We start from the raw sequence: 23,164 nt of genomic DNA on the forward strand, positions 1-23,164 counted from the left end.
AGGCGGGACCGGTGAGTACGACGACTACGGGAACCGACGAGCAGGAGGCCCGGCAGGAGACGACCTGGCAGACCCTGCGTCGGGGCCTGGCGCTCTCGCCGGAGCTACGGATCGGTCTGGCCGGCACGTTGGCACTGGCGTTGGTCTACATGGTCGGTCGGGTTGCCGTGCCGGTCGCCGTGCAGCAGGGCATCGACCGGGGTCTCGTCGGTGGTCTGAATCTGAACGTGGTCTGGACGGTGGTGGCGGTCACCGCGGCGATCCTGACCATCACCACGATCTGCGGCTACCTGATGATGCGCCGGCTGTTCACGGTCAGCGAGACGGCGTTGGCCAATGTCCGGACGCGCGCGTTCCGCCACGTGCACGACCTGTCGATGTTGCACCAGCAGTCGGAGCGGCGCGGTTCGCTGGTCTCGCGGGTCACCAGCGACGTGGACCAGATCACCCAGTTCCTCCAGTGGGGCGGGGTGATCCTGCTGGTCAACCTCGGTCAGCTGGTGGTCACCACCGCCGTCATGCTGGCGTACTCCTGGCAGTTGACAGTGGTGGTGCTGGCCGCGTTCCTGCCGGCGGTGTTCGTCATCCGGCAGTTGCAACGTCGCCTCGGCAGCGCGTACGCGACGGTGCGCCAACGCACCGGTACGTTGCTCGGCGCGATCGGCGAGAGCGTGGTGGGCGCGCCGGTGATCCGGGCGTACGGGATCGCCGGGCGCACCGAGCGGCGGCTGGACGAGGCGATCGACAGGCAGCGGCTGGCGCAGCAGCGGGCGATCCGGATCAGCATCGTGGGCAGCTCGGTCGGCGAGTTGGCGGCGGGGCTGGCGCTGGCCGGCGTGGTGGTGCTCGGCGTGCTGCTGGGGGTGGACGGCACGCTGTCGATCGGCCAGCTGACCGCCTTCCTCTTCCTGGTGACGCTCTTCATCCAGCCGGTGCAGATCGCCACCGAGGTGCTCAACGAGGCGCAGAACGCGATCGCCGGCTGGCGTCGGGTGCTGGACGTGCTGGACGTCGCCCCGGACGTGGCCGACCCGGGGGAGCAGGGGCGGGAGCTGCCGGGCGGGCCGCTGGACATCCGGTTCGCCGGAGTGCGGTTCGCCTATCCGGGTGGCCCGCCTGTGCTGCACGACATCGACCTGGAGATCCCGGCGAAGAGCCGGGTGGCGGTGGTCGGTGAGACCGGCAGCGGCAAGACCACGTTCGCCAAGTTGCTGACCCGGCTGATGGACCCGTCGGCCGGGGCGGTGCTGCTGTCCGGGGTCCAGTTGACCGACGTCCGGTTCGACTCGCTGCGCTCCCGCGTGGTGATGGTGCCGCAGGACGGGTTCCTCTTCGACGCGACGGTGGGGGACAACGTCCGGTTCGCTCGGCCGGAGTTGACCGACGAGCAGTTGAGCGCAGCCTTCACCGAGCTGGGCCTGTCGGACTGGCTGGAGGGTCTGCCTGCGGGCCTGGACACTCCGGTCGGGGAGCGCGGCGAGGCGCTCAGTGTCGGGGAGCGGCAACTTGTCGCGTTGGCCCGCGCGTACGTGGCCGACCCGGACCTGCTGGTGCTCGACGAGGCGACCAGCGCTGTGGACCCGGCGACGGAGGTGCGGTTGCAACGCACGCTGGACGCTGTCACCCGGGGGCGGACCACCCTCGCCATCGCGCACCGGCTCTCCACGGCGCAGGCCGCCGACGAGGTGATAGTGGTGGACCGGGGTCGGGTGGTGCAGCGCGGCCCGCACGACGAGCTGGTTCGCGACGCCGACTCGGTGTACGGCCTGCTCTACGCCTCCTGGCTGGAGCAGACCCGGTGAGGTGCGGCGGTGTGGTGGACGCCGACGGGCGGGTGCTCTAGGCTCCGGGTTAGGTAAGCCTAACCTCAGAAGGAGGTCGCGCCCATGCGGCCCAACTCCGCCGAGACCGTCCGTACCCTCGTCGCCGGCCGCCTGCCCGGCCTCGTGCACCTGGCCCACCGGCCGGGTCCGCACCACGCCCGGCACGTCACCGACTCGGACGGGCGGGTGCTGTTGCTGGTGCCGGTGGCCAGCCACCTGGCCGCCGCCCTGCAACCGGCAGCCGGAGGCAGCGACGTCGCTGTGGTGCTCGACGTGCTCGACCTGCCGCCCGCCGCCGGCGCGCCCGGCCTGGGTCGCGCCTGGGTGTCCGGTTGGGCGGCCGAGCTGCGCGGCGACGAGGCCCGCGACGCGGCCGTCGAGTTCGCCGCGGTGGAGCCGACCGGCGACCTGCTCGACCTGGGCATCCGGTTCCGGCTGTTCCGCTTCGAGGTGGTCGAGGTCCGCTGGGAGCGGGCCGGCGTCGTGCACCGGATCGACCCGGTGGAGTACGCCGAGGCCGAGCCGGACCCGGTGCACCCGGTCGAGGCCCGCCTGCTCGCCGACCTCGCCGAGTGCGACGGCGCGCAGGTGACGGAGTATCTGCGCCGGCAGCTCGGGTTGGCCGGGCAGACCCCGGACGGGCCGCCCCGGGTGGTGCGCATCGACCGCTACGGGCTGGTGGTGGCCCTCGGCCAACCCGGCGCCCGGCGTCGGGTCCGGCTGGCCTTCCCGGGCCCGGTGGCCGACCCGGCCGAGCTCCTGCGGCTGCTGCCGCCACTGCCCCTAACGGCCCACGCCCACCCGCCGCGCTAACCGCCCCGCCCCGCCCCGCCCTGGCCCCGCTCCCGCGCCCCGTCCCGCCCCCCGCCCCGCCCCGCCGATCTTGCACTTTCGGTCGTCGGGTTGCGTGGTATGTCCCTTTGGTCGGGGCAGAAAGTGCAAGATCGCGAGGGGCCCGGGGAGCGGCACCGTGGGGTCAGGTTGGGAGCGGGCCGGTGAGGTACCGCTGGATCGTGGGACCGATCGCGGCCACCAGGGTTTCCGGGTCCGCCGAGGCGACCGGCTCAAGGCGCACCACGTGCCGCATCATGGCCAGGCCGATCATCTGGGTGGCCACCAGCGAGCCCCGCAGCGGTAGCTCGACCGGGTCGACGTCGAGGTTTTCCAGCACCCGGCGCAGCACCTGTGTGGTGACGAACTCACGCAGTAGTCGAGCGGTCCACTCGTTGCTCACCGCGGAGCGCAGCAGTGCCTGTGCGGCGCTGCCGGTCGGGGAGTCCCAGACGCCGAGGAAGATGCGCACCATCCGCTCACCGACGCCGTCCCGGTCGCCGGCGAGGACCCTCGGCACCAGCTGACCGGGGTCGACCGGAAAGTTCATCGCGGCAAGGAAGAGCTGGTCCTTGCTGCCGAAGTAGTGGTGCACGAGGGCCGGGTCGACCTGCGCCGTACCGGCGATTCCCCGGATCGAGGCGGCGTCGTAGCCACGTTCGGCGAACGCCGTCCGCGCCGCGTCGAGAATCGCCTCCCGGGTGCCCGGGTTGCCGGGTCGCCGGCCGGTCCGCCGCGTCATCGCCGCCCTTCGTTCGTTCGCCTCGGCCCGTCGTGGGCCGGCCCGGCCCGCGCCGGGGTCGGCTGCCGCGCTGGCCGCCGCCCCCGGCGCTGGCGGTCAGCCGCTGCGTCGGCGCAGGGTGGCCGCCGCGAGCACCAGCGCCAGCACCACCGCGCCGAACACCACACCGACGTCGCGCCACATCCGGCCGGTCGGTTCGGCGTGGGCACCGACCTCCTGCAACGCCTCGATGGCGTACGACAGGGGGAAGGCGTCACTGAGCGCCTGGAGCCAGCCGGCCATCTGGTCGCGAGCCACGAACAGCCCGCAGAGCAGCAGTTGGGGGATCACCACGACTGGCAGGAACTGTACTGCCTGGAACTCGGTGCGCGCGAAGGCACTGCACAGCAGCCCGAGGGCGACGCCGAGCACGGCGTCGAGCACGGCGATCCCGAGCACCAGCCCGATGCTGCCGGCGGTGTCCAGATCGAAGATCCAGTACGCCACCGCGGCGGCGACGGCTGCCTGCACGGCGGCGGCCAGCCCGAACGCGATGCCGTACCCGAAGAGCAGATCGAGCTTGCCCAGTGGCGTGGTGAGCAGCCGCTCCAGCGTGCCCGAGGTGCGTTCCCGCAGCATGGCGATGCTGGTCACCAGAAACATGATCACGAAGGGGAAGATGCCGAGCATCACCAGCGCGATCCGGTCGAAGGTCGTCGGCTGGCCGGGCGGGGTCGGTTGGTCGGCGTACATGAAGTAGACAAGGGTGAGCAGGACGGCCGGCACCACCACGAGCAGCGCGATGGTCCGCCGGTCGTGCCGGAGCTGACGCAGGATGCGCCCGGTGGTGGCGGCGAGAATTCGCGCGTTCATGCTGTCTCCCGTGCGGCTGTCGCGTCGGTGCTGGTGGAGGCGGCCTCGCCGGCCCGGATGAGCCGCAGGAACGCCTCGTCGAGGTCGTCCACACCGGCGGCGGCGCGGACCGCGGCGGGGCTGTCGTCGGCGATCAACCGCCCCTGCCGGATCAGCAGCAGCTGGTCGCAGCGTGCTGCCTCGTCCATTACGTGGCTGGACACCAGCAGGGTGGTGCCGGCGGCGGCCATCGCGTGGAACCGGGCCCACAGGTCGGCGCGCAGCACCGGGTCCTGGCCGACTGTCGGCTCGTCGAGGATGACCAGCTCCGGCTCCCCGACCAGGGCACATGCCAGCGAGGCCCGGCTGCGTTGACCGCCGGAGAGGGTGCCGACCAGTTGACCGGCGGCCTCGGCCAGCCCGACGTCGCTGATCGCCCGGTCGGCCTCGGCCCGCCCACGTCCGTACAGGGCCGCGAAGTAGCGGGCGTTCTCCCGGACGGTGAGGTCGGCGTAGACGCTCGGGGCCTGGGTCAGGTAGCCCACCCGGTGCCGCAGCGCGGGGGTGCCCGCCGGTTGACCGAGCACGGTGACCGTCCCGCCGCTGACCAGCTGCACCCCGACCACCGCGCGCATGAACGTGGTCTTGCCACTGCCGCTGGGGCCGAGCAGCCCGGTGACCGCGCCGCGCGGGACCCGGCAGCTGATGCCGTCCAGCACCCGCCGCCCACCCCGGTCCACGACCAGGTCTCGGACGGCTATCGCATCGTCCATCACGCACCTCCACAGAAAGTCATCACCTGTTGAACTCAACGCTAGATGAAATACCGCGCCGGGCGCAACGCCGCGCCGGTGTCCGGCTGGCCAACCGTCGCGCGGAGCGCGAGAACGGGCAGTAGGCTCCGGACCGGACACGAAGTCCGCCAACGGGCATTGCGCGCCGATCGGACGTACGGCACGATGGCGCGGTGGGTCACGCTCCGTTACCGGATAGCGGTTTTCTTGAGGATTGGGCCGCGCGGTTGCGGCAGGCCGCCGAGCGGCCGGTGGTCGGCATCGTGTTGCGCGGCAGCCACGCTCGCCGCGCCGCCACCGCGCACAGCGACGTCGACCTCGACGTGTTGGTCGGCGGCGCCCCGTACGCGGCCCGCCGGGCCTACCTGGACGAGTCCGCAGGCCAGGTCACTCACGTTTCGGTGGCCGCCCGGGACATCCGGTCCTGGGTGCACCGGCTGGGCGAACCGGCCGACTGGGCGTTCGGGCTGCCTGTCACCGCGCCGGCGCGGCTGCTCTGGGCCGACCCGCACTGGCGGCCCCGGATCGACCTGCCGGTGCTCTGCCAGCCCGCCGAGCCACCCCGACTGGAAGAGATGATCGCCACGCTGGGTAAGGCCGCCGCCGCCCGCGCGGCCAGCGATCGTCTCGGGGTCCGGCTCGCCGTCGCCGACCTGGCGCGGCTCTGCCCCTCGGTGCTGCGACCGGCCAACCCGTCCGTGCGGGTCCACTCCCGCCGGGCGGCCTTCGCGGCGGCCCTGGAACTGCCGGTGGCGCCACCCGGCTACCGGACGGACATGCTGCTCTGCCTCGGACTCCGCCCGGGGGCCACCGGGCAGCTCTGGGCCGCCGCCGTTCGGCTGGTCGCCGGCACGCTGCCGTTGATCCGGCCGTACGCCGAGGAGATCGCCGACACGGCCGGCGCGGACCTGGCCGCCGCCCTGGTCGACGGCCGGCTGGACCGCTACGTCGCCCAGCTGGCCCGACCGGCCCGGCCCTCGTCGCAGCCCCGGCCCTCGTCGCAGCCGTTGCTCTCGTCCCAGCGCTGGCTCTCGGGGCCTCCGCCGCAGCCCTGGCGGGAGCGGTCGGCGGCGCCCGCACCGCGTGCGGGAGAATTGGTGACTGTGCCCGTACCTGACCCGCCGGTGACCGGCGTCCCCAGCGATCCGAACGAGTTGGCCGCGTCGGCGCGCCAGTCCCGGCTCGACCCGGCCATCGCGGCCCAGTTGCGCCGCACCGCCGACGGTCTGGTCGCCGCCGTGGTGCGCGCGTACGACTCCGGTGAGGTGCTGATGGTGGCCTGGATGGACGACGAGGCGTTGCACCGCACTCTCACCACCGGCCGGGCCACCTACTGGTCGCGCAGCCGCCGCGAATACTGGGTCAAGGGCGCCACCTCCGGGCACCACCAGTACGTGCGGTCGGTCGCCCTGGACTGCGACGGGGACGCGCTGCTGGTGAGCGTGGACCAGGTCGGCGCGGCCTGCCACACCGGGCACCGGACCTGCTTCTTCACCGAGCTGCCCGTCACCGGGACGGAGGCACTGTGAGCACGCGGAGCGCGGCGCGGCGACACACGGCAGTCGCTACCGAAAGGCGGGTCGGCCGATGACCGACGGCACCCTCAGCCCCGACCTGGACACCTTCACCGCGCTGGCCGCCGACTGGCGGGTGGTGCCGGTCACCCGGCGGCTGCTGGCCGACGCGGAGACCCCGGTCGGGGTCTACCGGAAGCTGGCCGGTGGGCCGGGCACGTTCCTGTTGGAATCGGCCGAGCAGGGCGTCGGCTCGGCCGGCATGGCCTGGTCGCGGTACTCGTTCATCGGCGTCCGCAGCAGCGCGACCCTGATCGAGCGCGACGGCGTGGCGACCTGGCTCGGCCAGCCGCCGGCAGGGCTGAGCACCGAGGGTGACCCGGTGCGGATGCTGCGGGAAACGGTGGCGGCGCTGGCCGGCCCGGTCGGGGACCCGTCCGACGGTCTGCCGCCGCTGACCGGGGGCATGGTCGGCTACCTCGGCTACGACCTGATCCGGCGTTTCGAGCGGTTGCCCGAGCTGACCGAGGACGACCTGGGCGTCCCGGAGCTGGGCATGATGCTCGCCACCGACCTGGTGGTCCTCGACCACTACGACGGCTCCGCGATCCTGGTCGCCAACGCGGTGCTACCGCCGTTGGACGCCCCGGACCGCGCCCCGCAGGTCGCCGCCGCCTACCACCACGCGGTGGGCCGGTTGGACGCGATGACCACAGCCCTGTCCCGGCCCATCCCGCCGATGATCTCCACGGTCGAGCGTCCGCCGGCCGGCGAGGTGCTCTGCCGTACGCCCGACGGCGGCTACCCGAAGGCGGTGGAGGCGGCCAAGGAGGCGATCAGGGCCGGTGAGTGCTTCCAGATCGTGCTCTCCCAGCGCTTCGAGCGGACGACCCACGCCGACCCGCTGGACGTCTACCGGGTGCTGCGTACCAGCAACCCCAGCCCGTACATGTACCTGCTGCGCTTCGACGGGTTCGACATCGTCGGCTCGTCCCCCGAGGCGCACCTGAAGGTCACCGGGGCTGCGGACGGGCGACGCCGGGCGTTGTTGCACCCGATCGCCGGCACCAGGCCGCGGGGCGGCACCCCCGCCGCCGACGCCGCGCTCGCCGCCGAGCTGCTCGCCGACCCGAAGGAACGCGCGGAGCACGTGATGCTGGTCGACCTCGGCCGCAACGACCTGGGTCGGGTCTGTCAGCCCGGCACCGTGGAGGTGCCCGAGTTCGCCACCATCGAGCGGTACAGCCACGTCATGCACATCGTCTCCACTGTCACCGGCACGCTGCGTGACGACCAGAGCGCCTTTGATGCCCTGGCCGCGACCTTCCCGGCCGGCACGCTCTCCGGGGCGCCCAAGGTGCGCGCCATGGAGATCATCGAGGAGTTGGAACCGGTCCGTCGTGGCCTCTACGGCGGCACCGTCGGCTACTTCGGCTTCGGCGGCGACCTGGACATGGCGATCGCCATCCGGACCGCGCTCATGCGGGACGGCCGCGCCTACGTCCAGGCCGGGGCGGGGGTGGTCGCCGACTCGGACCCGGCCGCCGAGGACCAGGAGACGCGGAACAAGGCAGCGGCAGTGCTGGCCGCGATCGCGGCCGCCGAAACCCTCCGGCCGGCGCGGTGAGCGCGAGGAGTGCAGCGAAGCGGAGCCCCGCAGTCGCGAACGGAGGGCCGGCGCGGTGAGCGCGAGGAGTGCAGCGAAGCGGAGCCTCGCGGTGAACGATGGGATGAGGTCGTGAGCGGCGGGGACCGGTCCGTCGTGGGCCGGCGCTCGTTGACGTACGCCGTGCTGCTCTGTCTGGCCGGCGCGGGCCTGGCTCTCTGGGCCGCGACGCGCAGCTGGTCGGTCGAGCTGACCGTACGTCCGGCGCCGCTGCCGCCGGTCCGGGACACCCGCAGCGGTGCGAGCCTGCTGCCGTGGCTGCCGGCGTTGGCCCTTGTGACACTGGCCGGGGGTGGCGCGGTGCTTGCCACCCGGGGTCGCCTGCGTCGGGTGCTCGGGGCGCTGCTCGGCGTGCTCGGCCTGGCCGTGGCGGCCGGCGGCGGGTACGGGCTGGTAGCCGATGTGGGCGGCGTCGCGAGCCGGCAGTGGCCGGCGCTCTGCCTGCTGGGCGGCCTGCTGGCCGCCGGCGGTGGCTGGTGGACGGCGGTGCGCGGCGGTGACTGGCCGGCGATGGGCGCCCGGTACGAACGTCCGGCGCGGACCGCGCCGCAGGCCGCGCCGGCGCAGGGCGAACCGGTTGTGCCGCCGACACCGTTGGCGGGGCGGCGGACCACCGAGGCGTGGGACGCGCTGGACCGGGGCGAGGACCCGACGGACGACTGACGCGGTGGCCGGCCAATGCGACGGCCGCGACTGCCGGCTGCCGCGGTGGCCGGCGAACGCGGTGGCCGCGACGGCCGGCTGACGCGGTGGCCGCGACGGGCGGTCAGCCGACCGGCTGGCGCTCCCACTGGGCGCGGCTACTGGCGGCGCGGGCGGCGGTCAGCTCGGCGACCAGGCGGTTCAGCTCGGCCCGTTGGTCGGCGCGGGCCCGGTCAGCGCAGACCGCCTCCCAGGCGTTGCCCCGTGCCGTCCGCATCCGTCCCTCGCCCACCACTGCCCGTTCAACTGTGTGCACCACTCCGACGGCGAGCGATGCCACGGTCCGCGAGATGGTGGTCAGTCCGATGGTCGGGTTCGGCTCGGAAATGCTCATGGTCACCTCGCACGAGGAGTTGCTGCGGTCGGGGCAGGCGCGCCATCGAGTCTGCCCGAGGACGATGCTCGCCCGTCGACGTTTCGTCGCGGTGACCGCCCGGTCAACTGTCTCGCCTCGGCCGTGACCAGGCACCGTCCGTTCGGCCTTGAGCTTGCTCACAGCATCGACTGGCATCGCTGCCACCGGGCGGCGAGCGGAAACTGGTGGCATGATCGATGGATCGGCCCGGTCTGACTGTGGCCGCCAGGCTCCATACCGCGTGACGGTGGTCGATACCGGAGGTGGCGCTGCGTGACAACCCCTTCACGGCAAGTCGGCCATTATGCCGCAGCCCTTTTCGTGAGCAGCGCCATACCCCCGGCATTCGGCGTCGGTCGGCTGCCCCTAGCATCGGCCCATGACGCCCGGAGAGGGGAGTCCGTTCGTGACTGCTGAGCATGCGCACGCGGAGGGGGACGAGGCCGGCCAGGCAGCGTCCGTAAGCGTGCTCGACGAGATTCTGGCCGGCGTGCGTGAAGACGTCGCCCGACGCCAGGAGCAGGTTCCGCTGGAGCGGATCCGTGAACTGGCAGCGGCGGCGCCGCCACCCATGGACGCGTACGCCGCGCTGCGCAAGCCCGGCGTGGCCGTGATCGCCGAGGTGAAGCGTTCGTCGCCGTCCAAGGGCCGGCTGGCCGAGATCGCCGATCCGGCTGACCTCGCTGTCGACTACGCGGCCGGTGGGGCGCGGGCGATCAGCGTGCTGACCGAGGGGCGCTGGTTCGGCGGTTCGCTGGACGACCTGGCGGCCGTCCGTGCGGCGGTCACCGTGCCGGTGCTGCGCAAGGACTTCGTGGTCTCTAGCTATCAGATCCACGAGGCCCGCGCGCACGGCGCCGACCTGGTGCTGCTGATCGTCGCCGCACTTGAGCAGAACGTCCTGATGGGGCTGCTGGAGCGGATCGAGTCGCTGGGCATGACAGCTCTGGTCGAGGTGCACGACGAGGAAGAGGCCGACCGCGCGTTGGAGGCCGGCGCGCAGGTGATCGGGGTCAACGCCCGTGACCTGCGTACCCTGGAGGTCGACCGGTCGGTGTTCGAGCGGATCGCGCCCGGCCTGCCCAGCAGCGTCGTCAAGATCGCCGAATCTGGCGTTCGTGGCCCGCACGACCTGATCCGGTACGCCTCCGCGGGCGCCGACGCGGTCCTCGTGGGTGAGGGCCTGGTCACCCAGAAGAGCCCCCGCGAGGCGGTAGCCGAGTTGGTCAACGCCGGCAACCACCCGGCAACGCCCCGGCCGGTGCGCTGACCCCGCCCCCGGTCTGACGTCCCACCGAGAGGATTCCCGATGAGCGCCGACGCGCTGGCCCCGGTGGCCGGCCCGCAGCCCGACTCCGCCGGCCACTTCGGCCGCTTCGGCGGTCGGTTCGTTCCCGAGGCCCTGGTGGCCGCGCTGGACGAGCTCGACGGGGCGTGGCGTACGGCGATGGCTGACGAGTCCTTCCGGGCGGAGTTCGGCGCGCTGTTGCGCGACTACGCCGGCACGCCGTCGCTGCTCTACGAGGCCCGGCGGTTCTCCGCGAAGGTCGGCGCGCGGGTGCTGCTCAAGCGCGAGGACCTCAACCACACGGGTGCGCACAAGGTGCGCAACGTGCTCGGCCAGGCGCTGCTCACCAAGCGGATGGGCAAGACCCGCGTGATCGCGGAGACCGGCGCCGGCCAGCACGGTGTCGCCACCGCGACCGCCGCCGCCCTGTTCGACCTGGAGTGTGTGGTCTACATGGGCCAGGTCGACACCGAGCGGCAGGCGCTCAACGTGGCCCGGATGCGGATGCTCGGCGCTACCGTCGTCCCCGTCACCAACGGCTCGCGCACCCTGAAGGACGCGATGAACGAGGCGATGCGCGACTGGGTGGCGAACGTCGACGAGACGCACTACCTGATCGGCACCGCCGCGGGCCCGCACCCGTTCCCGGCGATGGTGCGCGACTTCGTCCGGGGCATTGGTGACGAGGCACGTCAGCAGTGCCTGGACCTCACCGGTGGGTTGCCGGACGCCGTCACCGCGTGCGTCGGCGGCGGCTCCAACGCGCTGGGAATCTTCCACGCGTTCGTGGGCGACGAGGCCGTGCGGCTGTACGGCTTCGAAGCCGGTGGCGACGGGGTGGCCACCGGCCGGCATGCGGCGAGCATCACCGGCGGGTCGGCCGGCGTGCTGCACGGCACCCGCACCTTCGTCCTCCAGGACGCTGACGGGCAGACCCTGGAGTCACACTCGATCTCCGCCGGCCTGGACTACCCGGGCGTCGGGCCCGAGCACGCGTGGCTGCACGACACCGGCCGGGCGAACTACCTGCCGGTCACCGACGACGAGGCGATGGCCGCGTTCGAGCTGCTCTGCCGTACCGAGGGCATCATCCCGGCGATCGAGAGCGCACACGCGCTCGCCGGCACCGTCGCGCTGGCTCCCAAGCTCGCCGCGGAACTGGGCCGGGACCCCACGATCGTGGTCAACCTCTCCGGGCGGGGCGACAAGGACGTGCACACCGCCGGTGACTACTTCGGCATCCTCGACAAGGAGCGGTGAGATGAGCCGGATCGGGGTGGCCTTCGACAAGGCCCGCGCCGACGGACGGGCACTGCTGGTCGGCTGCATGCCGGCCGGTTTCCCCACCGTCGAGGGCAGCATCGCCGCGATGACCGCCATGGTCGAGGCCGGCGTCGACGTGATCGAGGTGGAGATCCCCTACTCCGACCCGGTGATGGACGGGCCGGTTATCCAGCGGGCCAGCGACATCGCGCTGGCTGGGGGCGTACGCACCGCGGACACGATGCGCATCATCGAGGCGGTGGCGGCCACCGGCGCTCCGGTGGTCACCATGACCTACTGGAACCCGGTCGAGCGGTACGGCGTGGACGTCTTCGCCCGTGACCTGGCCTCCGCCGGCGGCACCGGTCTGATCACCCCGGACCTGATCCCTGACGAGGCCGACGAGTGGCTGGCCGCCTCGGAGGCGCACGGGCTGGACCGCACGTTCCTGGTCTCGCCGTCGTCCACCGACGCCCGGCTGGCGATGACGGTCCAGCACTGCCGCGGTTTCGTCTACGCGACAGCGGTGATGGGGGTGACCGGCGCCCGGGCGCGTACCTCCGACGCCGCCCCGACGCTGGTCTCCCGGGCCCGCGCGGTCACCGACCTGCCGATCGGCGTCGGCCTGGGTGTGGGTACCGGCGCGCAGGCCGGCACCGTCGCCGGTTACGCCGATGGGGTGATCGTCGGCAGCGCGCTGGTCCGGTGTGTGCTCGACGCGCCCAACGAGGCCGACGGGCTGGCCGCCCTGCGCACGCTCAGCGCCGAACTCGCCGAGGGCGTCCGTAACCCCACCCGCTGAGCCCGGCGCTTGCTGGGCCTTGCCGCGCCGAGCCCTCGGCGTTCGTCAGGGGTGCAGCGACGGGTCCACGGCCTCACCGCGTTGCTCCGGTGGCTGCCCCGCTCCCGGTTGGCATACCTGGCCGGTTCCGGGCTGCCGCCCGTTGTGCCCGGCGGGCTGCTCGTGGCTGGTCGCGGGCCGCTGTGTGTCCTGGCCGGTCCCCGGGCGCTGCGTGTCCTTGTCGGTTGTCGGCCGGCCGTGCTCGGCTGGGCGAGCCGCCGGCAGCGGCGCGGAGGCGCTGGTGTCGGACACGCAGGCGACGTCGCGGAGCACGCCGGAGCGGCCGGCTGTCGCGTCGGTGACGGCGGCCCGGGTGAGCGGTGTGACCACCTCGGGCAGCGCGTCGGGGGAGTGCCAGGACAATCGGCAGCCCGGCGGTGGGTCGGTGGCGGGTCGGACACCGGCAGCGCGGGCCCGGAACACGTGCACGAGGACGTCCGGCAGCGGGCCGGCGCGTCCGGCGGCGGCCTCTCCTGGGGGGCCGCTCACCTGGTAGATGCCGACGAGGTCGGTCAGTTCGATCTCCCAGCCGGTCTCCGCGCGAATGTCCCGTAACGCCGCCCGCACCGGGCCCTCGGCCGGGCGCAGTCGTCCGCCGGGCAACGCGTAGCGGCGGGCACCCCGACCTTGCTGGCAGAGCAGCACCCGACCGGTGTCGTCGGTGACGACCGCGGCGACCGCCCAGGTGAGCGCGCTCATGGACAAAGAGCCTACGGCGGTGCAAACCAGAAGTCACCGGGATGCGCCCTCCAGCGGCCCGGGGTGCCGCTGTGGGGGTGTGCAGCGGTAGCGTGTGCACCCGTGACCCTCGCCTCGCTCTCTCCCCAGGCGGCCCTGCCCAGCCCCAGCACCGCGGTCTGGCAGCTCGGGCCGGTGCCGATCCGGGCCTACGCGCTCTGCATCATCGCCGGCATCGTGCTGGCCTGCTGGGTGACGGAACGCCGGCTGCGGCAGCGCGGCGTCGCGCCCGGCGCGGTGCTCGACATCGCCGTCTGGGCGGTTCCCGCAGGCATCATCGGCGCCCGGATCTACCACGTGATCACCTCACCGGAGAAGTACTTCGGCGCCGGTGGGGACCCGATGAAGGCGTTCGCCATCTGGGAGGGCGGTCTCGGCATCTGGGGCGCGGTCGCCGGTGGCGCGGTCGGTGCCTGGATCGCGGCCCGACAGCTCGGCATTCCGTTCGGTGTGCTGGCCGACGCGCTGGCCCCCGGGCTGCCGCTGGCCCAGGCCGTCGGCCGGATCGGCAACTGGTTCAACAACGAGCTCTTCGGTGGCCGGACGACAGTGCCGTGGGGTCTGGAGATCCACCGGATGGACCCGGACAACCCGGGGCACGCCCTCCGCGACGACGCCGGGCAGCCGATCCTCGAACCGGGTCTCTACCAGCCGACCTTCCTCTACGAGGCGCTGTGGAACCTCGGCGTCGTAGCTCTGGTCCTGATCCTCGACCGCCGGCTGAAGCTTGGCCGGGGCCGCGCGTTCGCGCTCTACGTGATGGGTTACACGGTCGGCCGGTTCTGGATCGAGCTGATGCGCACCGACGAGGCCAACCAGATCCTCGGCGTCCGGCTCAACGTCTGGACGGCCGCAGTGGTCTTCCTCGGCGCCCTGATCTACTTCGTACGGGTGCGTGGCCCTCGGGACTACCTGATCCCGCTCGGCCCGGCAGCGACGACGACCCCGCCCCCCACGTCCGACCTGTCCCAGGTCGACCTGTCCGAGCGGGAGACCCCCACGCGGGCTGCCGCGCCGGAGGGCTACCGGGTGGTGAGCGAGGAGCAGTACGCGGTCTGGCAGGACACCGGCGTCGTACCGCCGGCGACCGACGACGACTCCCGGCCCGAGGATGACCAGCCGTCCGACGACACGGCATCCGCCGACCTCACGTCGAGCGATGACGAGCCGGTGGACGATCCGTCCGCCGCCCGCACCGACCGGGCTGACGCTACCGGCGCGCGTCCCGCCGACCGGGACAGCTGAGCGGCACCGATGCGAAGCGCGGTGGTGGTCGGCGCAGGGGTGGGTGGCCTCGCGGTGGCCGGCGCGCTGGCCCGTTCCGGCTGGCAGGTCACAGTGTTGGAACGCGCCGAACGGATCCGCCCCGAGCCGACCGCGGTGGTGCTCTGGCCCAACGGCGTCCGCGCGCTCCAGGCCCTCGGCCTCGGCGCCGGCCTGGCCGCCATCGCCACCCCGTTGCCCGACGGCGGGGTCCGTCGCCCGGACGGGCACTGGCTCGTGCAGCCCCGACCCATCCCGGCCGACCGGATGCCGGTGGTGGTGCACCGGGAGGATCTGCACGACGCGCTGATCGCCGGCCTCGGCGAACGGGTCGAGTTGCGGACCGGGGTGACAGTGCGCCACGTCCGCGTCGAGCCGGGCGAGCGGCCGGGAGTCAGCGACGGGCGGCACACCATCGAGGCCGATCTGGTGGTGGCCGCCGACGGCACTGACAGCGGCATCCGCCGCCAACTCGCGCCCGAGTCCCGGGTGGTCAGCTCCGGATGCGCCGCCTGGCGGGCTGTCATCCCGTGGTACCAGGCACCTCGGCTCCCCGACGATCAGCCGCTGGCCGGTGAGATTCTCGGCGCGGGTTACCGGTTCGTGGCCGCGTCGCTGGGTGAGCGCGGCTCCTCGGGCGGGTCCACCAGGGGCGGCATCTACTGGGTGGCCACCGCCGCCGGCGCGCCCCGCCCGGAACCACCGGAGACCCAACTCGCCCTGCTGCGCCGCTGGTACGCGGGCTGGCCCGCGCCGGTCGGCGCGCTGCTCGACGCCACCGACCCGGCCGACCTGGTCCAACAGGAGGTTCGTGAGCTGCGCCCGCTGCCCCGGGCGTACGGCTTTCCGGTCGGGCCCGGTGGGGTGGTGCTGCTCGGCGACGCGGCGCACGCCATGCCGCCGCACCTCGGGCAGGGCGCCTGCCTCGCGTTCGAGGACGCCGCGACGCTCGCGTCGCTGCTGCGGGAGGCCCGGCTGCCCGACGCCGTGCAGACGTACGACCGGGTGCGCCGCCCCCGGGCCGCGACGGTGGTCCGCCAGACCCGGCGGATGTCGGCGGTGCTCCAGACCCGGGGCCGGTTGGCGCTGCGCGCCCGGGACGCCGCGCTGGGCACGATCAACTCCCGGCTGCTCTCCAGCGCCGCCGCCTCCGCCGCCCAGTGGCGCCCACCGACCTGACCTCGGCCGCTAGGCAGGTCAGCGCAGTGGGGCAGGTCAGGGGATGAGGGCGGCGGGTTCGGCGATGCAGGCGGTGCCGATTCGGCGGAAGCCGACCCGCAGGTAGACCCGCGCGATCTCCTCGCTGCCCGCGGAGAGGAAGACCAACTCGGTGCCGGCGGCCAGCAGTTCCCGGGCCAGGGTGGCGGTGAGCGCGGCGCCCAGCCCGCGTCGCCGGGCGGACGGCAGGGTGGCCACCCCGGCGATCTCCGCGACGTCGTCCACCCGCATCGCCATGCCGCTGGCCAGCGCGCCCTCGGTCGGCGTGCCGGCCAGCGCGGAGATCCGTCGCCCGTCGGCGATCCGGGCACGCTCCTCGTCGAGCGCGGCCAGTTCGAGTTCGGTGACGGCGGCGTCGCGTTCGGCCGGGCCCGCCTCGCCGGGCGCGGTGCCGGCGGCGGCGAATGCCACCGCTGCCACCGCACGTCGTGCGGCGACATCGGCGGCGAAGCCGGGGGAGTCAGCTGCCAGCACCCGCACCGCCGCGTCGGAGAGCGTCGCCGGGTCGGGCAGCGCGCTCGGGTCGAGCACCATCAGCGGCGCCTCCAGCACGCTGAGCCCCGCCGAGCGGGCCACCGCCAGCAACTCCGGGGTCGTCTCGTGCACCCACTCGAATGCTTCTGGCAGGCCCAGCTTCCGCTGGCGTTCGCGAACCGAGACCACGTCGGCCAGCGACGGCGGCTCAGTGGCGTCGATCCGGGGACGGGCGTAGAACGGCCACCCGGCGCCTTCGCGGACGAACAACACCAGCGCGCCATGCTCCTCCGCACCGGCGACGTCGCGGGGCACCGCGTCGTAGAAGCGTTCCAACCGGTCGAAGACGTGCTTGTGTAGCGGATCCACCGCGCGAGACTACACGTCCCAGCCAGTGGACGGTGTGATCAATCTCGGGTGGCCGTGCGACCCCGGCCCTAACGTAGACTCAATAGACCCACGGGCCGACGTCGTCCCCACCATGATCCAACCTGAGTGACGACAGGAGGCCCGGTGGCTCAGCCGTACGCGGACACAGAACAGCCGCACCCGCACAGCCCACAGGCGTCCCCGACGCCCCACCCCCATCCGTCCGCCCAGGGCCTCTACGACCCAGCGCAGGAGCACGATGCCTGCGGCGTGGCCTTCGTGGCGGACCTGCACGGCCGGCGTTCACACTCGGTCGTCGCCAATGGGCTCGGCGCGCTCTGTCGGCTGGACCACCGGGGCGCCCGTGGCGCGGAGCCGAACACCGGCGACGGCGCCGGCATCATGATCCAGGTGCCCGACGCGTTCCTGCGCGCGGTGGCCGACGTCGCGCTTCCTCCGGCCGGCGAGTACGCCACGGGGCTGGTCTTCCTTCCCGACGACGATGCCGCCGAGGCGCGAGCCCGCCGGGTGGTCGAGAAGTACGCACTGGTCGAGGGCGCCGACGTGCTCGGCTGGCGGGACGTGCCGACCGACCCGAGTGACCTGGGCGAGACCGCCCTGGCGGCGATGCCCCGGGTCCGGCAGCTCTTCCTGGCCGCGCACCGCCTCACCGACGCGCCCGACGGACCGGCCGGCTCCCCGCTGCGCGGCCTCGACCTGGACCGGGTGGCGTTCTGCCTGCGCAAGCAGGCCGAACGGGAGACCGCCGAGCGTGGTGTTCCGGCGTACTTCCCGTCGCTGTCCAGCCGCACCATGGTCTACAAGGGCATGCTCACGCCCGACCAGTTGCCGGCGTTCTACCCGGACCTGCGCGACGAGCGGGTGGACAGCGCGATCGCGCTGGTGCACTCCCGCTTCTCCACGAACACCTTCCCGTCCTGGCCGCTGGCGCACCCGTACCGGTTCATCGCCCACAACGGCGAGATCAACACGATCCGGGGCAACCGCAACTGGATGCAGGCGCGCGAGGCGCTTCTGCGCTCGCCGAACGTGCCGGGGAACATCCGGCGGGTCTTCCCGGTCTGCACCCCCGCAGCCTCCGACTCGGCGAACTTCGACGAGGTGCTGGAGCTGCTGCACCTGGCCGGGCGGAGCCTGCCGCACGCGGTGCTGATGATGATCCCCGAGGCCTGGGAGAACGACCCGGGGATGGACCCGGCCAAGCGCGCCTTCTACCGCTTCCACGCCAGCCTGATGGAGCCGTGGGACGGCCCGGCGTCGGTGGCCTTCACCGACGGCGAGATCGTCGGGGCGGTGCTGGACCGCAACGGGCTGCGCCCGGGGCGCTGGTGGCAGACCGACGACGGGCTTGTGGTGCTCGGCTCCGAGGCGGGCGTCCTCGACCTCGACCCGGCGCACGTGGTCGCCAAGGGGCGGCTCCAGCCGGGCCGGATGTTCCTGGTCGACACAGTGGCCGGGCGGATCGTGCACGACGAGGAGATCAAGTCCGAGTTGGCCGCGGCCCAGCCGTACGGCGAGTGGCTGCACGCCGGGCTGATCGAGCTGAACGACCTGCCGGCCCGCGAGCACACCGTCTACACGCACGACTCGGTGCGCCGTCGGCAGCAGACCTTCGGCTACACGGTGGAAGAGCTGAAGATCCTGCTCGGTCCGATGGCCCGCACCGGCGCCGAGCCGCTCGGTTCGATGGGTACGGACACCCCGATCGCGCCGCTGTCCACACGGCCGCGGCTGCTCTACGACTACTTCCACCAGCTCTTCGCCCAGGTCACCAACCCGCCGCTGGACGCCATCCGCGAAGAGTTGGTGACCAGCCTGGCGTCGACGATCGGGCCGGAGGGCAACCTGCTCGACCCGGGTGCCGCGAGCTGCCGGCAGATCGTGCTCCCGCACCCGATCATCGACAACGACGAGCTGGCGAAGATCCTCTCCATCGACGAGGACGGCGACCTGCCCGGCTTCAAGGCGGTCCGGGTCTCCGGGCTGTACCGGATCCGGGAGGGCGCCGCCGGGATCAAGGCGCGGCTGACCGAGATCTGCCGGCACGTCTCCGAGGCGATCGAGGACGGCGTGCGCATCCTGGTGCTCTCCGACCGGGACTCCAACGCCGACCTGGCCCCGATCCCGTCGCTGCTGCTCACCGCGGCCGTGCACCAGCACCTGGTCCGCGAGCAGACCCGTACGCGGGCGGCGCTGATCGTCGAGTCCGGGGACTGCCGGGAGGTGCACCACGCGGCGGTGCTGATCGGCTACGGCGCGGCGGCGGTCAACCCGTACCTGGCGTTCGAGTCGGTCGAGGACATGATCGCCACTGGCACGTTGGCCGGGGTGGAGCCCGCCGCGGCGGTGCGCAACTACGCGAAGGCGCTCGGCAAGGGCGTCCTGAAGATCATGTCCAAGATGGGCATCTCGACGGTTTCCTCGTACTGCGGTGCGCAGGTCTTCGAGGCGGTCGGCCTGGACAGCCGGCTGGTCGAGCGCTACTTCCGGGGCACCCCCAGCCGCATCGGCGGGGTGGGTCTCGCCGGCGTGCACACCGAGGTGGCCGCCCGGCACGCGCTGGCCTGGCCGCCGGCCGGCACCGCCACCTCCGACCGGTTGGAGGTCGGTGGCGAGTACCAGTGGCGTCGCGAGGGTGAGCTGCACCTGTTCAACCCGGAGACGGTCTTCCTGCTCCAGCACGCCACCCGCAGCCGGCAGTACGACGTCTTCCGGCAGTACACCGCCAAGGTCGACGCGCTCGCCGCGCAGGCCGGCTCGCTGCGCGGGCTGTTCACACTGCGTACCGGGGTCCGTCCGGCGGTGCCGATCGAGGAGGTCGAGCCGGCCACCGAGATCGTCAAGCGCTTCGCCACCGGCGCCATGTCGTACGGGTCCATCTCGGCGGAGGCGCACGAGACGCTCGCCATCGCCATGAACCGCCTCGGCGGCAAGTCCAACACCGGTGAGGGCGGCGAGGACGTCGAGCGGCTGCACGACCCGGCCCGCCGGTCGGCGGTCAAGCAGATCGCCAGTGGCCGCTTCGGTGTGACAAGCGAATACCTGGTCAACGCCGACGACCTTCAGATCAAGATGGCCCAGGGCGCCAAGCCGGGCGAGGGCGGTCAGCTGCCCGGTAACAAGGTCTGGCCGTGGATCGCCCGGACCCGGCACGCCACCCCCGGCGTGGGTCTGATCTCCCCGCCGCCGCACCACGACATCTACTCCATCGAGGACCTCGCCCAGTTGGTGCACGACCTGAAGTGCGTCAACCCGGCGGCCCGGGTGCACGTCAAGCTGGTCAGCGAGGTCGGCGTCGGCACCGTCGCCGCCGGGGTGGCGAAGCTCAAGGCGGACGTCATCCTGATCTCCGGCCACGACGGCGGCACGGGCGCCTCCCCGATGAACTCGCTCAAGCACGCCGGCACCCCGTGGGAGCTGGGGTTGGCCGAGGCGCAGCAGACGCTGTTGCTCAACAAGCTGCGCGACCGGGTCACTGTGCAGGTCGACGGCCAGCTCAAGACCGGCCGGGACGTGCTGGTCGCGGCGCTGCTCGGCGCGGAGGAGTTCGGCTTCGCGACAGCGCCGCTGATCGTCGAGGGTTGCGTGATGATGCGGGTCTGCCACCTGGACACCTGCCCGGTCGGCATCGCCACCCAGAATCCCGTGCTGCGGGAGCGCTTCACCGGCAAGCCGGAGTTCGTGGAGAACTTCTTCCTCTTCCTCGCCGAGGAGGTCCGGGGGTACCTGGCCGAGCTGGGTTTCCGGTCGATCGAGGAGGCGATCGGGCAGTCGGAGCTGCTCGACGTGGCCCCCGCGGTGACGCACTGGAAGGCGCACGGGTTGGACCTGACGCCCGTCCTGCACCTGCCGGAGCTGCCCGCCGGCGCGGCCCGACGCGGGGTCCGCGCCCAGGATCACGGCCTGGAGCAGGCGCTCGACAACGAGCTGATCGCGTTGGCCCGTCCGGCTCTGGCGGACGGAGCGCCGGTGCGGGTCGAGGTGGCGGTGCGCAACGAGCACCGCAGCGTCGGCGCGATGCTCGGCGGTGAGGTGACCCGTCGCTTCGGTGGCGCCGGTCTTCCCGAGGACACCATCGAGTTCGTGCTGCACGGCACGGCTGGGCAGTCGTTCGGCGCGTTCCTGCCGCGCGGGGTGACACTGCGCCTGCACGGCGACGCCAACGACTACGTGGGCAAGGGCCTCTCCGGGGGTCGGCTCATCGTCCGTCCGGACGCCGCCGCGCCGTTCCTCGACCCGGACGCCGAGCCGGGGCAGCGGGCCGAGGACCAGATCATCGCCGGCAACACCATCCTGTACGGGGCCACTGCGGGCGAGGTCTTCCTGCGCGGCCGGGTGGGGGAGCGGTTCGCGGTGCGCAACTCCGGCGCGGTCGCCGTTGTCGAGGGCGTCGGTGACCATGGTTGCGAGTACATGACCGGCGGCACTGTGGTGGTGCTGGGCGCGACCGGCCGGAACTTCGCCGCGGGCATGTCCGGCGGCACGGCGTTCGTGCACCACCTGGACCGGGCCCGGGTCAACGCGGAGCTGGTCGACCTGCTGCCGCTGGGCGAGCAGGAGCAGTCGCTCCTGCACGAACTGGTCCAACGGCACGTGGCCGAGACCGGGTCGGCTGTCGCCGAGGAGCTGCTCAAGCGGTGGCCGGAGGCGGTGGCCGAGTTCACCGCTGTGGTACCCCGCGACTACCGCCGGGTGCTGGAGATCATGCGGGCTGCCGAAGCAGCCGGCCGCGACGTCGACGACGCGGTCATGACGGAACTGACCGCGCCCGCTGTGCCGGCGATGCCGGTGCCGCCCGCCCCGCGGGTGGCTGCCCAGGAGGTGGCACGTGCCTGACCCGAACGGTTTCCTGCGCTACGACCGGCGGCTGCCGGCCCGCCGGCCGGTGCCGGTGCGGATCAGCGACTGGCGGGAGGTGTACCCGCCGGCCGGCGAGGAGTTGGTCCGTGAGCAGGCCACCCGATGCATGGACTGCGGCATCCCGTTCTGCCACGACGGCTGCCCCCTGGGCAATCGCATCCCGGACTGGAACGACCTGGTGCGTACCGGCAACTGGGACGCCGCTGTGGAGTCGCTGCACGCCACCAACAACTTCCCGGAGTTCACCGGCCGGCTCTGCCCCGCGCCCTGCGAGGCGGCCTGCGTGCTCGGCATCTCCGGCGGTCAACCGGTGACCATCAAGCAGGTGGAGGTGGAGATCGCCGACGCCGCCGCGGCGCGCGGGTTCACCCCCCACCCGGTGCCGGCGCCGTCGGGCCGGTCGGTCGCCGTCGTCGGCTCCGGGCCCGCCGGCCTCGCCGCCGCCCAGCAGCTGGCCCGCGCCGGTCACGCGGTCACTGTGTACGAACGCGACGACGCGATCGGTGGCCTGCTCCGGTACGGCATCCCCGACTTCAAGTTGGAGAAGCGGCACATCGATGCCCGGCTGGCCCAGCTCACCGCCGAGGGGGTGCGCTTCCGCACCGGCGTGAACGTCGGGGTGGACGTCACCGCCGAGCAGTTGCGCGCCGAGCACGACGCGGTGCTGCTGGCCTGTGGGGCGTTGCAGGGCCGGGACACCCCCGAGACCCCGGGGCGGGCGCTTCGGGGCGTACACCAGGCGATGGCGCACCTGGTCGCGGCGAATCGCGCGGTCGCCACGGCGGCCACCGACCAGGCCGGCGTGGTGGCCACCGCCGAGCGTCGGCTGGCGCCGGCGGTGTTGCCGGACGGCACGCCGATCGACGCGGCCGGCAAGCACGTGGTGATCATCGGCGGAGGTGACACGGCGGCCGACTGTCTCGGCGTCGCGCACCGTCAGGGCGCTGCGGGCGTGCACCAGCTCGACCTGTACCCGCAGCCGCCGCAGGAGCGCGACGAGGCACGGGATCCGTGGCCGACCTGGCCGTGGGTGCTGCGCAGTTACCCGGCGCACGAGGAGGGCGGCGAGCGGGTCTTCGCCGTGGCGGTGCAGGAGTTCGTTGACGACGGTGCCGGCCAGGTGCGGGCGGTGCGGATCGCCGAGGTGACAGTGGAGAAGCGCGACGGCCGGCGGGTCGTCACTGTGGTGCCGGGCTCCGAGCGGGAGTTGCCGGCCGATCTGGTGCTGTTGGCGATCGGCTTCGAGGGCACCGAGCAGCAGCCGCTGCTGGCCCAGTTCGGTGTGGCCCGCAACCCTCGGGGCGCGATCGACGCTCGCGACGACTGGCAGACCGACGCCGACGGGGTGTTCGTGGCTGGTGACATGCACCGGGGCGCTTCGTTGATCGTCTGGGCCATCGCCGAGGGGCGGGCGGTCGCCGCCGCCATCCACGGCTATCTGGGCGGTGTCGGTGCGTTGCCGGCCCCGGTGGGCCCGGCCGCGCAGGCCCTCGCCGCTCGCTGAGGTGCGGTTGTCTGGTCGGTGCGGCAGGTCCGCCGCCGCACCGGCCGGGCATTCCCGCTGGTGAAGC

General features: G+C 73.0%; 17 protein-coding genes and 2 pseudogenes. 13 read left to right on the forward strand and 6 right to left on the reverse strand.

Translation table 11 applies throughout. The features are described from left to right. Window positions 1–11: 11 nt before the first annotated feature. Both AB0K35_RS20480 and AB0K35_RS20485 read left to right on the forward strand, forming a co-directional pair. Window positions 12–1,802, forward strand: coding sequence for an ABC transporter ATP-binding protein (locus AB0K35_RS20480; RefSeq protein WP_238667355.1), 1,791 nt, complete (start codon window positions 12–14; stop codon window positions 1,800–1,802). Window positions 1,803–1,886: 84 nt separating this feature from the next. Beyond that, window positions 1,887–2,636, forward strand: coding sequence for a DUF2470 domain-containing protein (locus tag AB0K35_RS20485; protein WP_238667354.1), 750 nt, complete (start codon window positions 1,887–1,889; stop codon window positions 2,634–2,636). 163 nt (window positions 2,637–2,799) lie between these two features. Here the strand turns inward: AB0K35_RS20485 and AB0K35_RS20490 are convergent, their stop codons facing one another. The 3 genes from AB0K35_RS20490 to AB0K35_RS20500 all read right to left on the reverse strand — a co-directional run bounded on the left by AB0K35_RS20490 (window position 2,800) and on the right by AB0K35_RS20500 (window position 5,000). Beyond that, a complete protein-coding gene (locus AB0K35_RS20490) occupies window positions 2,800–3,396 on the reverse strand; it encodes a TetR family transcriptional regulator (RefSeq protein ID WP_238667353.1) in 597 nt (198 codons plus the stop codon). 96 nt (window positions 3,397–3,492) lie between these two features. After that, complete coding sequence (locus AB0K35_RS20495) at window positions 3,493–4,248, reverse strand: ABC transporter permease (protein ID WP_238667352.1); 756 nt, start codon at window positions 4,246–4,248, stop codon at window positions 3,493–3,495. Continuing rightward, complete coding sequence (locus AB0K35_RS20500) at window positions 4,245–5,000, reverse strand: ABC transporter ATP-binding protein (RefSeq protein WP_363886841.1); 756 nt, start codon at window positions 4,998–5,000, stop codon at window positions 4,245–4,247. The genes AB0K35_RS20495 and AB0K35_RS20500 overlap by 4 nt, the downstream gene beginning before the upstream one ends. 596 nt (window positions 5,001–5,596) lie before the next feature. Between AB0K35_RS20500 and AB0K35_RS20505 the strand changes: the two are divergent. The 4 genes and pseudogenes from AB0K35_RS20505 to AB0K35_RS20520 form a co-directional block, all read left to right on the forward strand. Next, window positions 5,597–5,881: pseudogene (locus AB0K35_RS20505) on the forward strand (phosphoribosyl-AMP cyclohydrolase); the annotation flags it as partial. Window positions 5,882–6,187: 306 nt separating this feature from the next. After that, window positions 6,188–6,550: pseudogene (hisI, locus tag AB0K35_RS20510) on the forward strand (phosphoribosyl-AMP cyclohydrolase); the annotation flags it as partial. A 58-nt stretch (window positions 6,551–6,608) separates the two neighbouring features. Further along, entirely contained in the window at window positions 6,609–8,162 is a 1,554-nt protein-coding gene (locus tag AB0K35_RS20515; RefSeq protein ID WP_238667350.1) for an anthranilate synthase component I, read from the forward strand. Between the two features lie 111 nt (window positions 8,163–8,273). Next, a complete protein-coding gene (locus AB0K35_RS20520) occupies window positions 8,274–8,864 on the forward strand; it encodes a Trp biosynthesis-associated membrane protein (RefSeq protein ID WP_363886844.1) in 591 nt (196 codons plus the stop codon). Window positions 8,865–8,967: 103 nt separating this feature from the next. On the opposite strand, the gene AB0K35_RS20525 is transcribed toward AB0K35_RS20520, so the two are convergent. Continuing rightward, entirely contained in the window at window positions 8,968–9,237 is a 270-nt protein-coding gene (locus tag AB0K35_RS20525; RefSeq protein ID WP_238667484.1) for a hypothetical protein, read from the reverse strand. A gap of 487 nt (window positions 9,238–9,724) precedes the next feature. Here AB0K35_RS20525 and trpC point away from each other — a divergent pair, with 487 nt between their 5' ends. The 3 genes from trpC to trpA are packed head-to-tail and all read left to right on the forward strand — an operon-like array spanning window position 9,725 to window position 12,611. Then, on the forward strand, window positions 9,725–10,528 hold the full coding sequence (trpC, locus tag AB0K35_RS20530) for an indole-3-glycerol phosphate synthase TrpC (protein WP_030334428.1): 804 nt from the start codon (window positions 9,725–9,727) through the stop codon (window positions 10,526–10,528). A gap of 39 nt (window positions 10,529–10,567) precedes the next feature. After that, the gene (gene trpB, locus AB0K35_RS20535; RefSeq protein WP_363886847.1) at window positions 10,568–11,806 is read left to right on the forward strand and encodes a tryptophan synthase subunit beta; all 1,239 of its coding nucleotides are present in this window, start codon (window positions 10,568–10,570) and stop codon (window positions 11,804–11,806) included. 1 nt (window position 11,807) lies between these two features. Then, a complete protein-coding gene (gene trpA, locus AB0K35_RS20540) occupies window positions 11,808–12,611 on the forward strand; it encodes a tryptophan synthase subunit alpha (RefSeq protein WP_238667347.1) in 804 nt (267 codons plus the stop codon). A 45-nt stretch (window positions 12,612–12,656) separates the two neighbouring features. Here the strand turns inward: trpA and AB0K35_RS20545 are convergent, their stop codons facing one another. After that, window positions 12,657–13,349 (reverse strand): NUDIX hydrolase, encoded by a 693-nt coding sequence (locus AB0K35_RS20545; protein ID WP_238667346.1) that lies wholly within the window; start codon window positions 13,347–13,349, stop codon window positions 12,657–12,659. Window positions 13,350–13,451: 102 nt separating this feature from the next. Here AB0K35_RS20545 and lgt point away from each other — a divergent pair, with 102 nt between their 5' ends. Both lgt and AB0K35_RS20555 read left to right on the forward strand, forming a co-directional pair. Beyond that, on the forward strand, window positions 13,452–14,633 hold the full coding sequence (gene lgt, locus AB0K35_RS20550; RefSeq protein WP_363886850.1) for a prolipoprotein diacylglyceryl transferase: 1,182 nt from the start codon (window positions 13,452–13,454) through the stop codon (window positions 14,631–14,633). 9 nt (window positions 14,634–14,642) lie between these two features. Then, window positions 14,643–15,830, forward strand: coding sequence for an NAD(P)/FAD-dependent oxidoreductase (locus AB0K35_RS20555; RefSeq protein WP_238667344.1), 1,188 nt, complete (start codon window positions 14,643–14,645; stop codon window positions 15,828–15,830). 36 nt (window positions 15,831–15,866) lie between these two features. Here the strand turns inward: AB0K35_RS20555 and AB0K35_RS20560 are convergent, their stop codons facing one another. Continuing rightward, window positions 15,867–16,712 (reverse strand): GNAT family N-acetyltransferase, encoded by an 846-nt coding sequence (locus AB0K35_RS20560; protein ID WP_363886853.1) that lies wholly within the window; start codon window positions 16,710–16,712, stop codon window positions 15,867–15,869. A gap of 144 nt (window positions 16,713–16,856) precedes the next feature. On the opposite strand from AB0K35_RS20560, the gene gltB reads away from it, so the two are divergent. Beyond that, entirely contained in the window at window positions 16,857–21,569 is a 4,713-nt protein-coding gene (gene gltB / locus AB0K35_RS20565) for a glutamate synthase large subunit (protein WP_363886856.1), read from the forward strand. Continuing rightward, a complete protein-coding gene (locus AB0K35_RS20570) occupies window positions 21,562–23,097 on the forward strand; it encodes a glutamate synthase subunit beta (RefSeq protein ID WP_357362828.1) in 1,536 nt (511 codons plus the stop codon). The genes gltB and AB0K35_RS20570 overlap by 8 nt, the downstream gene beginning before the upstream one ends. The last annotated feature ends 67 nt before the right edge of the window (window positions 23,098–23,164 follow it).

Origin of the sequence: Micromonospora sp. NPDC053740 (assembly GCF_040677775.1) — a bacterium.
GTDB classification, from domain to species: Bacteria; Actinomycetota; Actinomycetes; order Mycobacteriales; family Micromonosporaceae; genus Micromonospora; species Micromonospora alfalfae.

Excerpts from the sequence above, each read along its gene's own strand:
- AB0K35_RS20515 (WP_238667350.1), top strand. The coding sequence starts at position 6,609 with ATGACCGACGGCACCCTCAGCCCCGACCTGGACACCTTCACCGCGCTG.
- AB0K35_RS20495 (WP_238667352.1), bottom strand. The coding sequence starts at position 4,248 with ATGAACGCGCGAATTCTCGCCGCCACCACCGGGCGCATCCTGCGTCAG.
- AB0K35_RS20545 (WP_238667346.1), bottom strand. The coding sequence starts at position 13,349 with ATGAGCGCGCTCACCTGGGCGGTCGCCGCGGTCGTCACCGACGACACC.
- AB0K35_RS20525 (WP_238667484.1), bottom strand. The coding sequence starts at position 9,237 with ATGAGCATTTCCGAGCCGAACCCGACCATCGGACTGACCACCATCTCG.
- trpB (WP_363886847.1), top strand. The coding sequence starts at position 10,568 with ATGAGCGCCGACGCGCTGGCCCCGGTGGCCGGCCCGCAGCCCGACTCC.
- AB0K35_RS20485 (WP_238667354.1), top strand. The coding sequence starts at position 1,887 with ATGCGGCCCAACTCCGCCGAGACCGTCCGTACCCTCGTCGCCGGCCGC.
- AB0K35_RS20555 (WP_238667344.1), top strand. The coding sequence starts at position 14,643 with ATGCGAAGCGCGGTGGTGGTCGGCGCAGGGGTGGGTGGCCTCGCGGTG.
- AB0K35_RS20500 (WP_363886841.1), bottom strand. The coding sequence starts at position 5,000 with ATGGACGATGCGATAGCCGTCCGAGACCTGGTCGTGGACCGGGGTGGG.
- AB0K35_RS20490 (WP_238667353.1), bottom strand. The coding sequence starts at position 3,396 with ATGACGCGGCGGACCGGCCGGCGACCCGGCAACCCGGGCACCCGGGAG.
- trpA (WP_238667347.1), top strand. The coding sequence starts at position 11,808 with ATGAGCCGGATCGGGGTGGCCTTCGACAAGGCCCGCGCCGACGGACGG.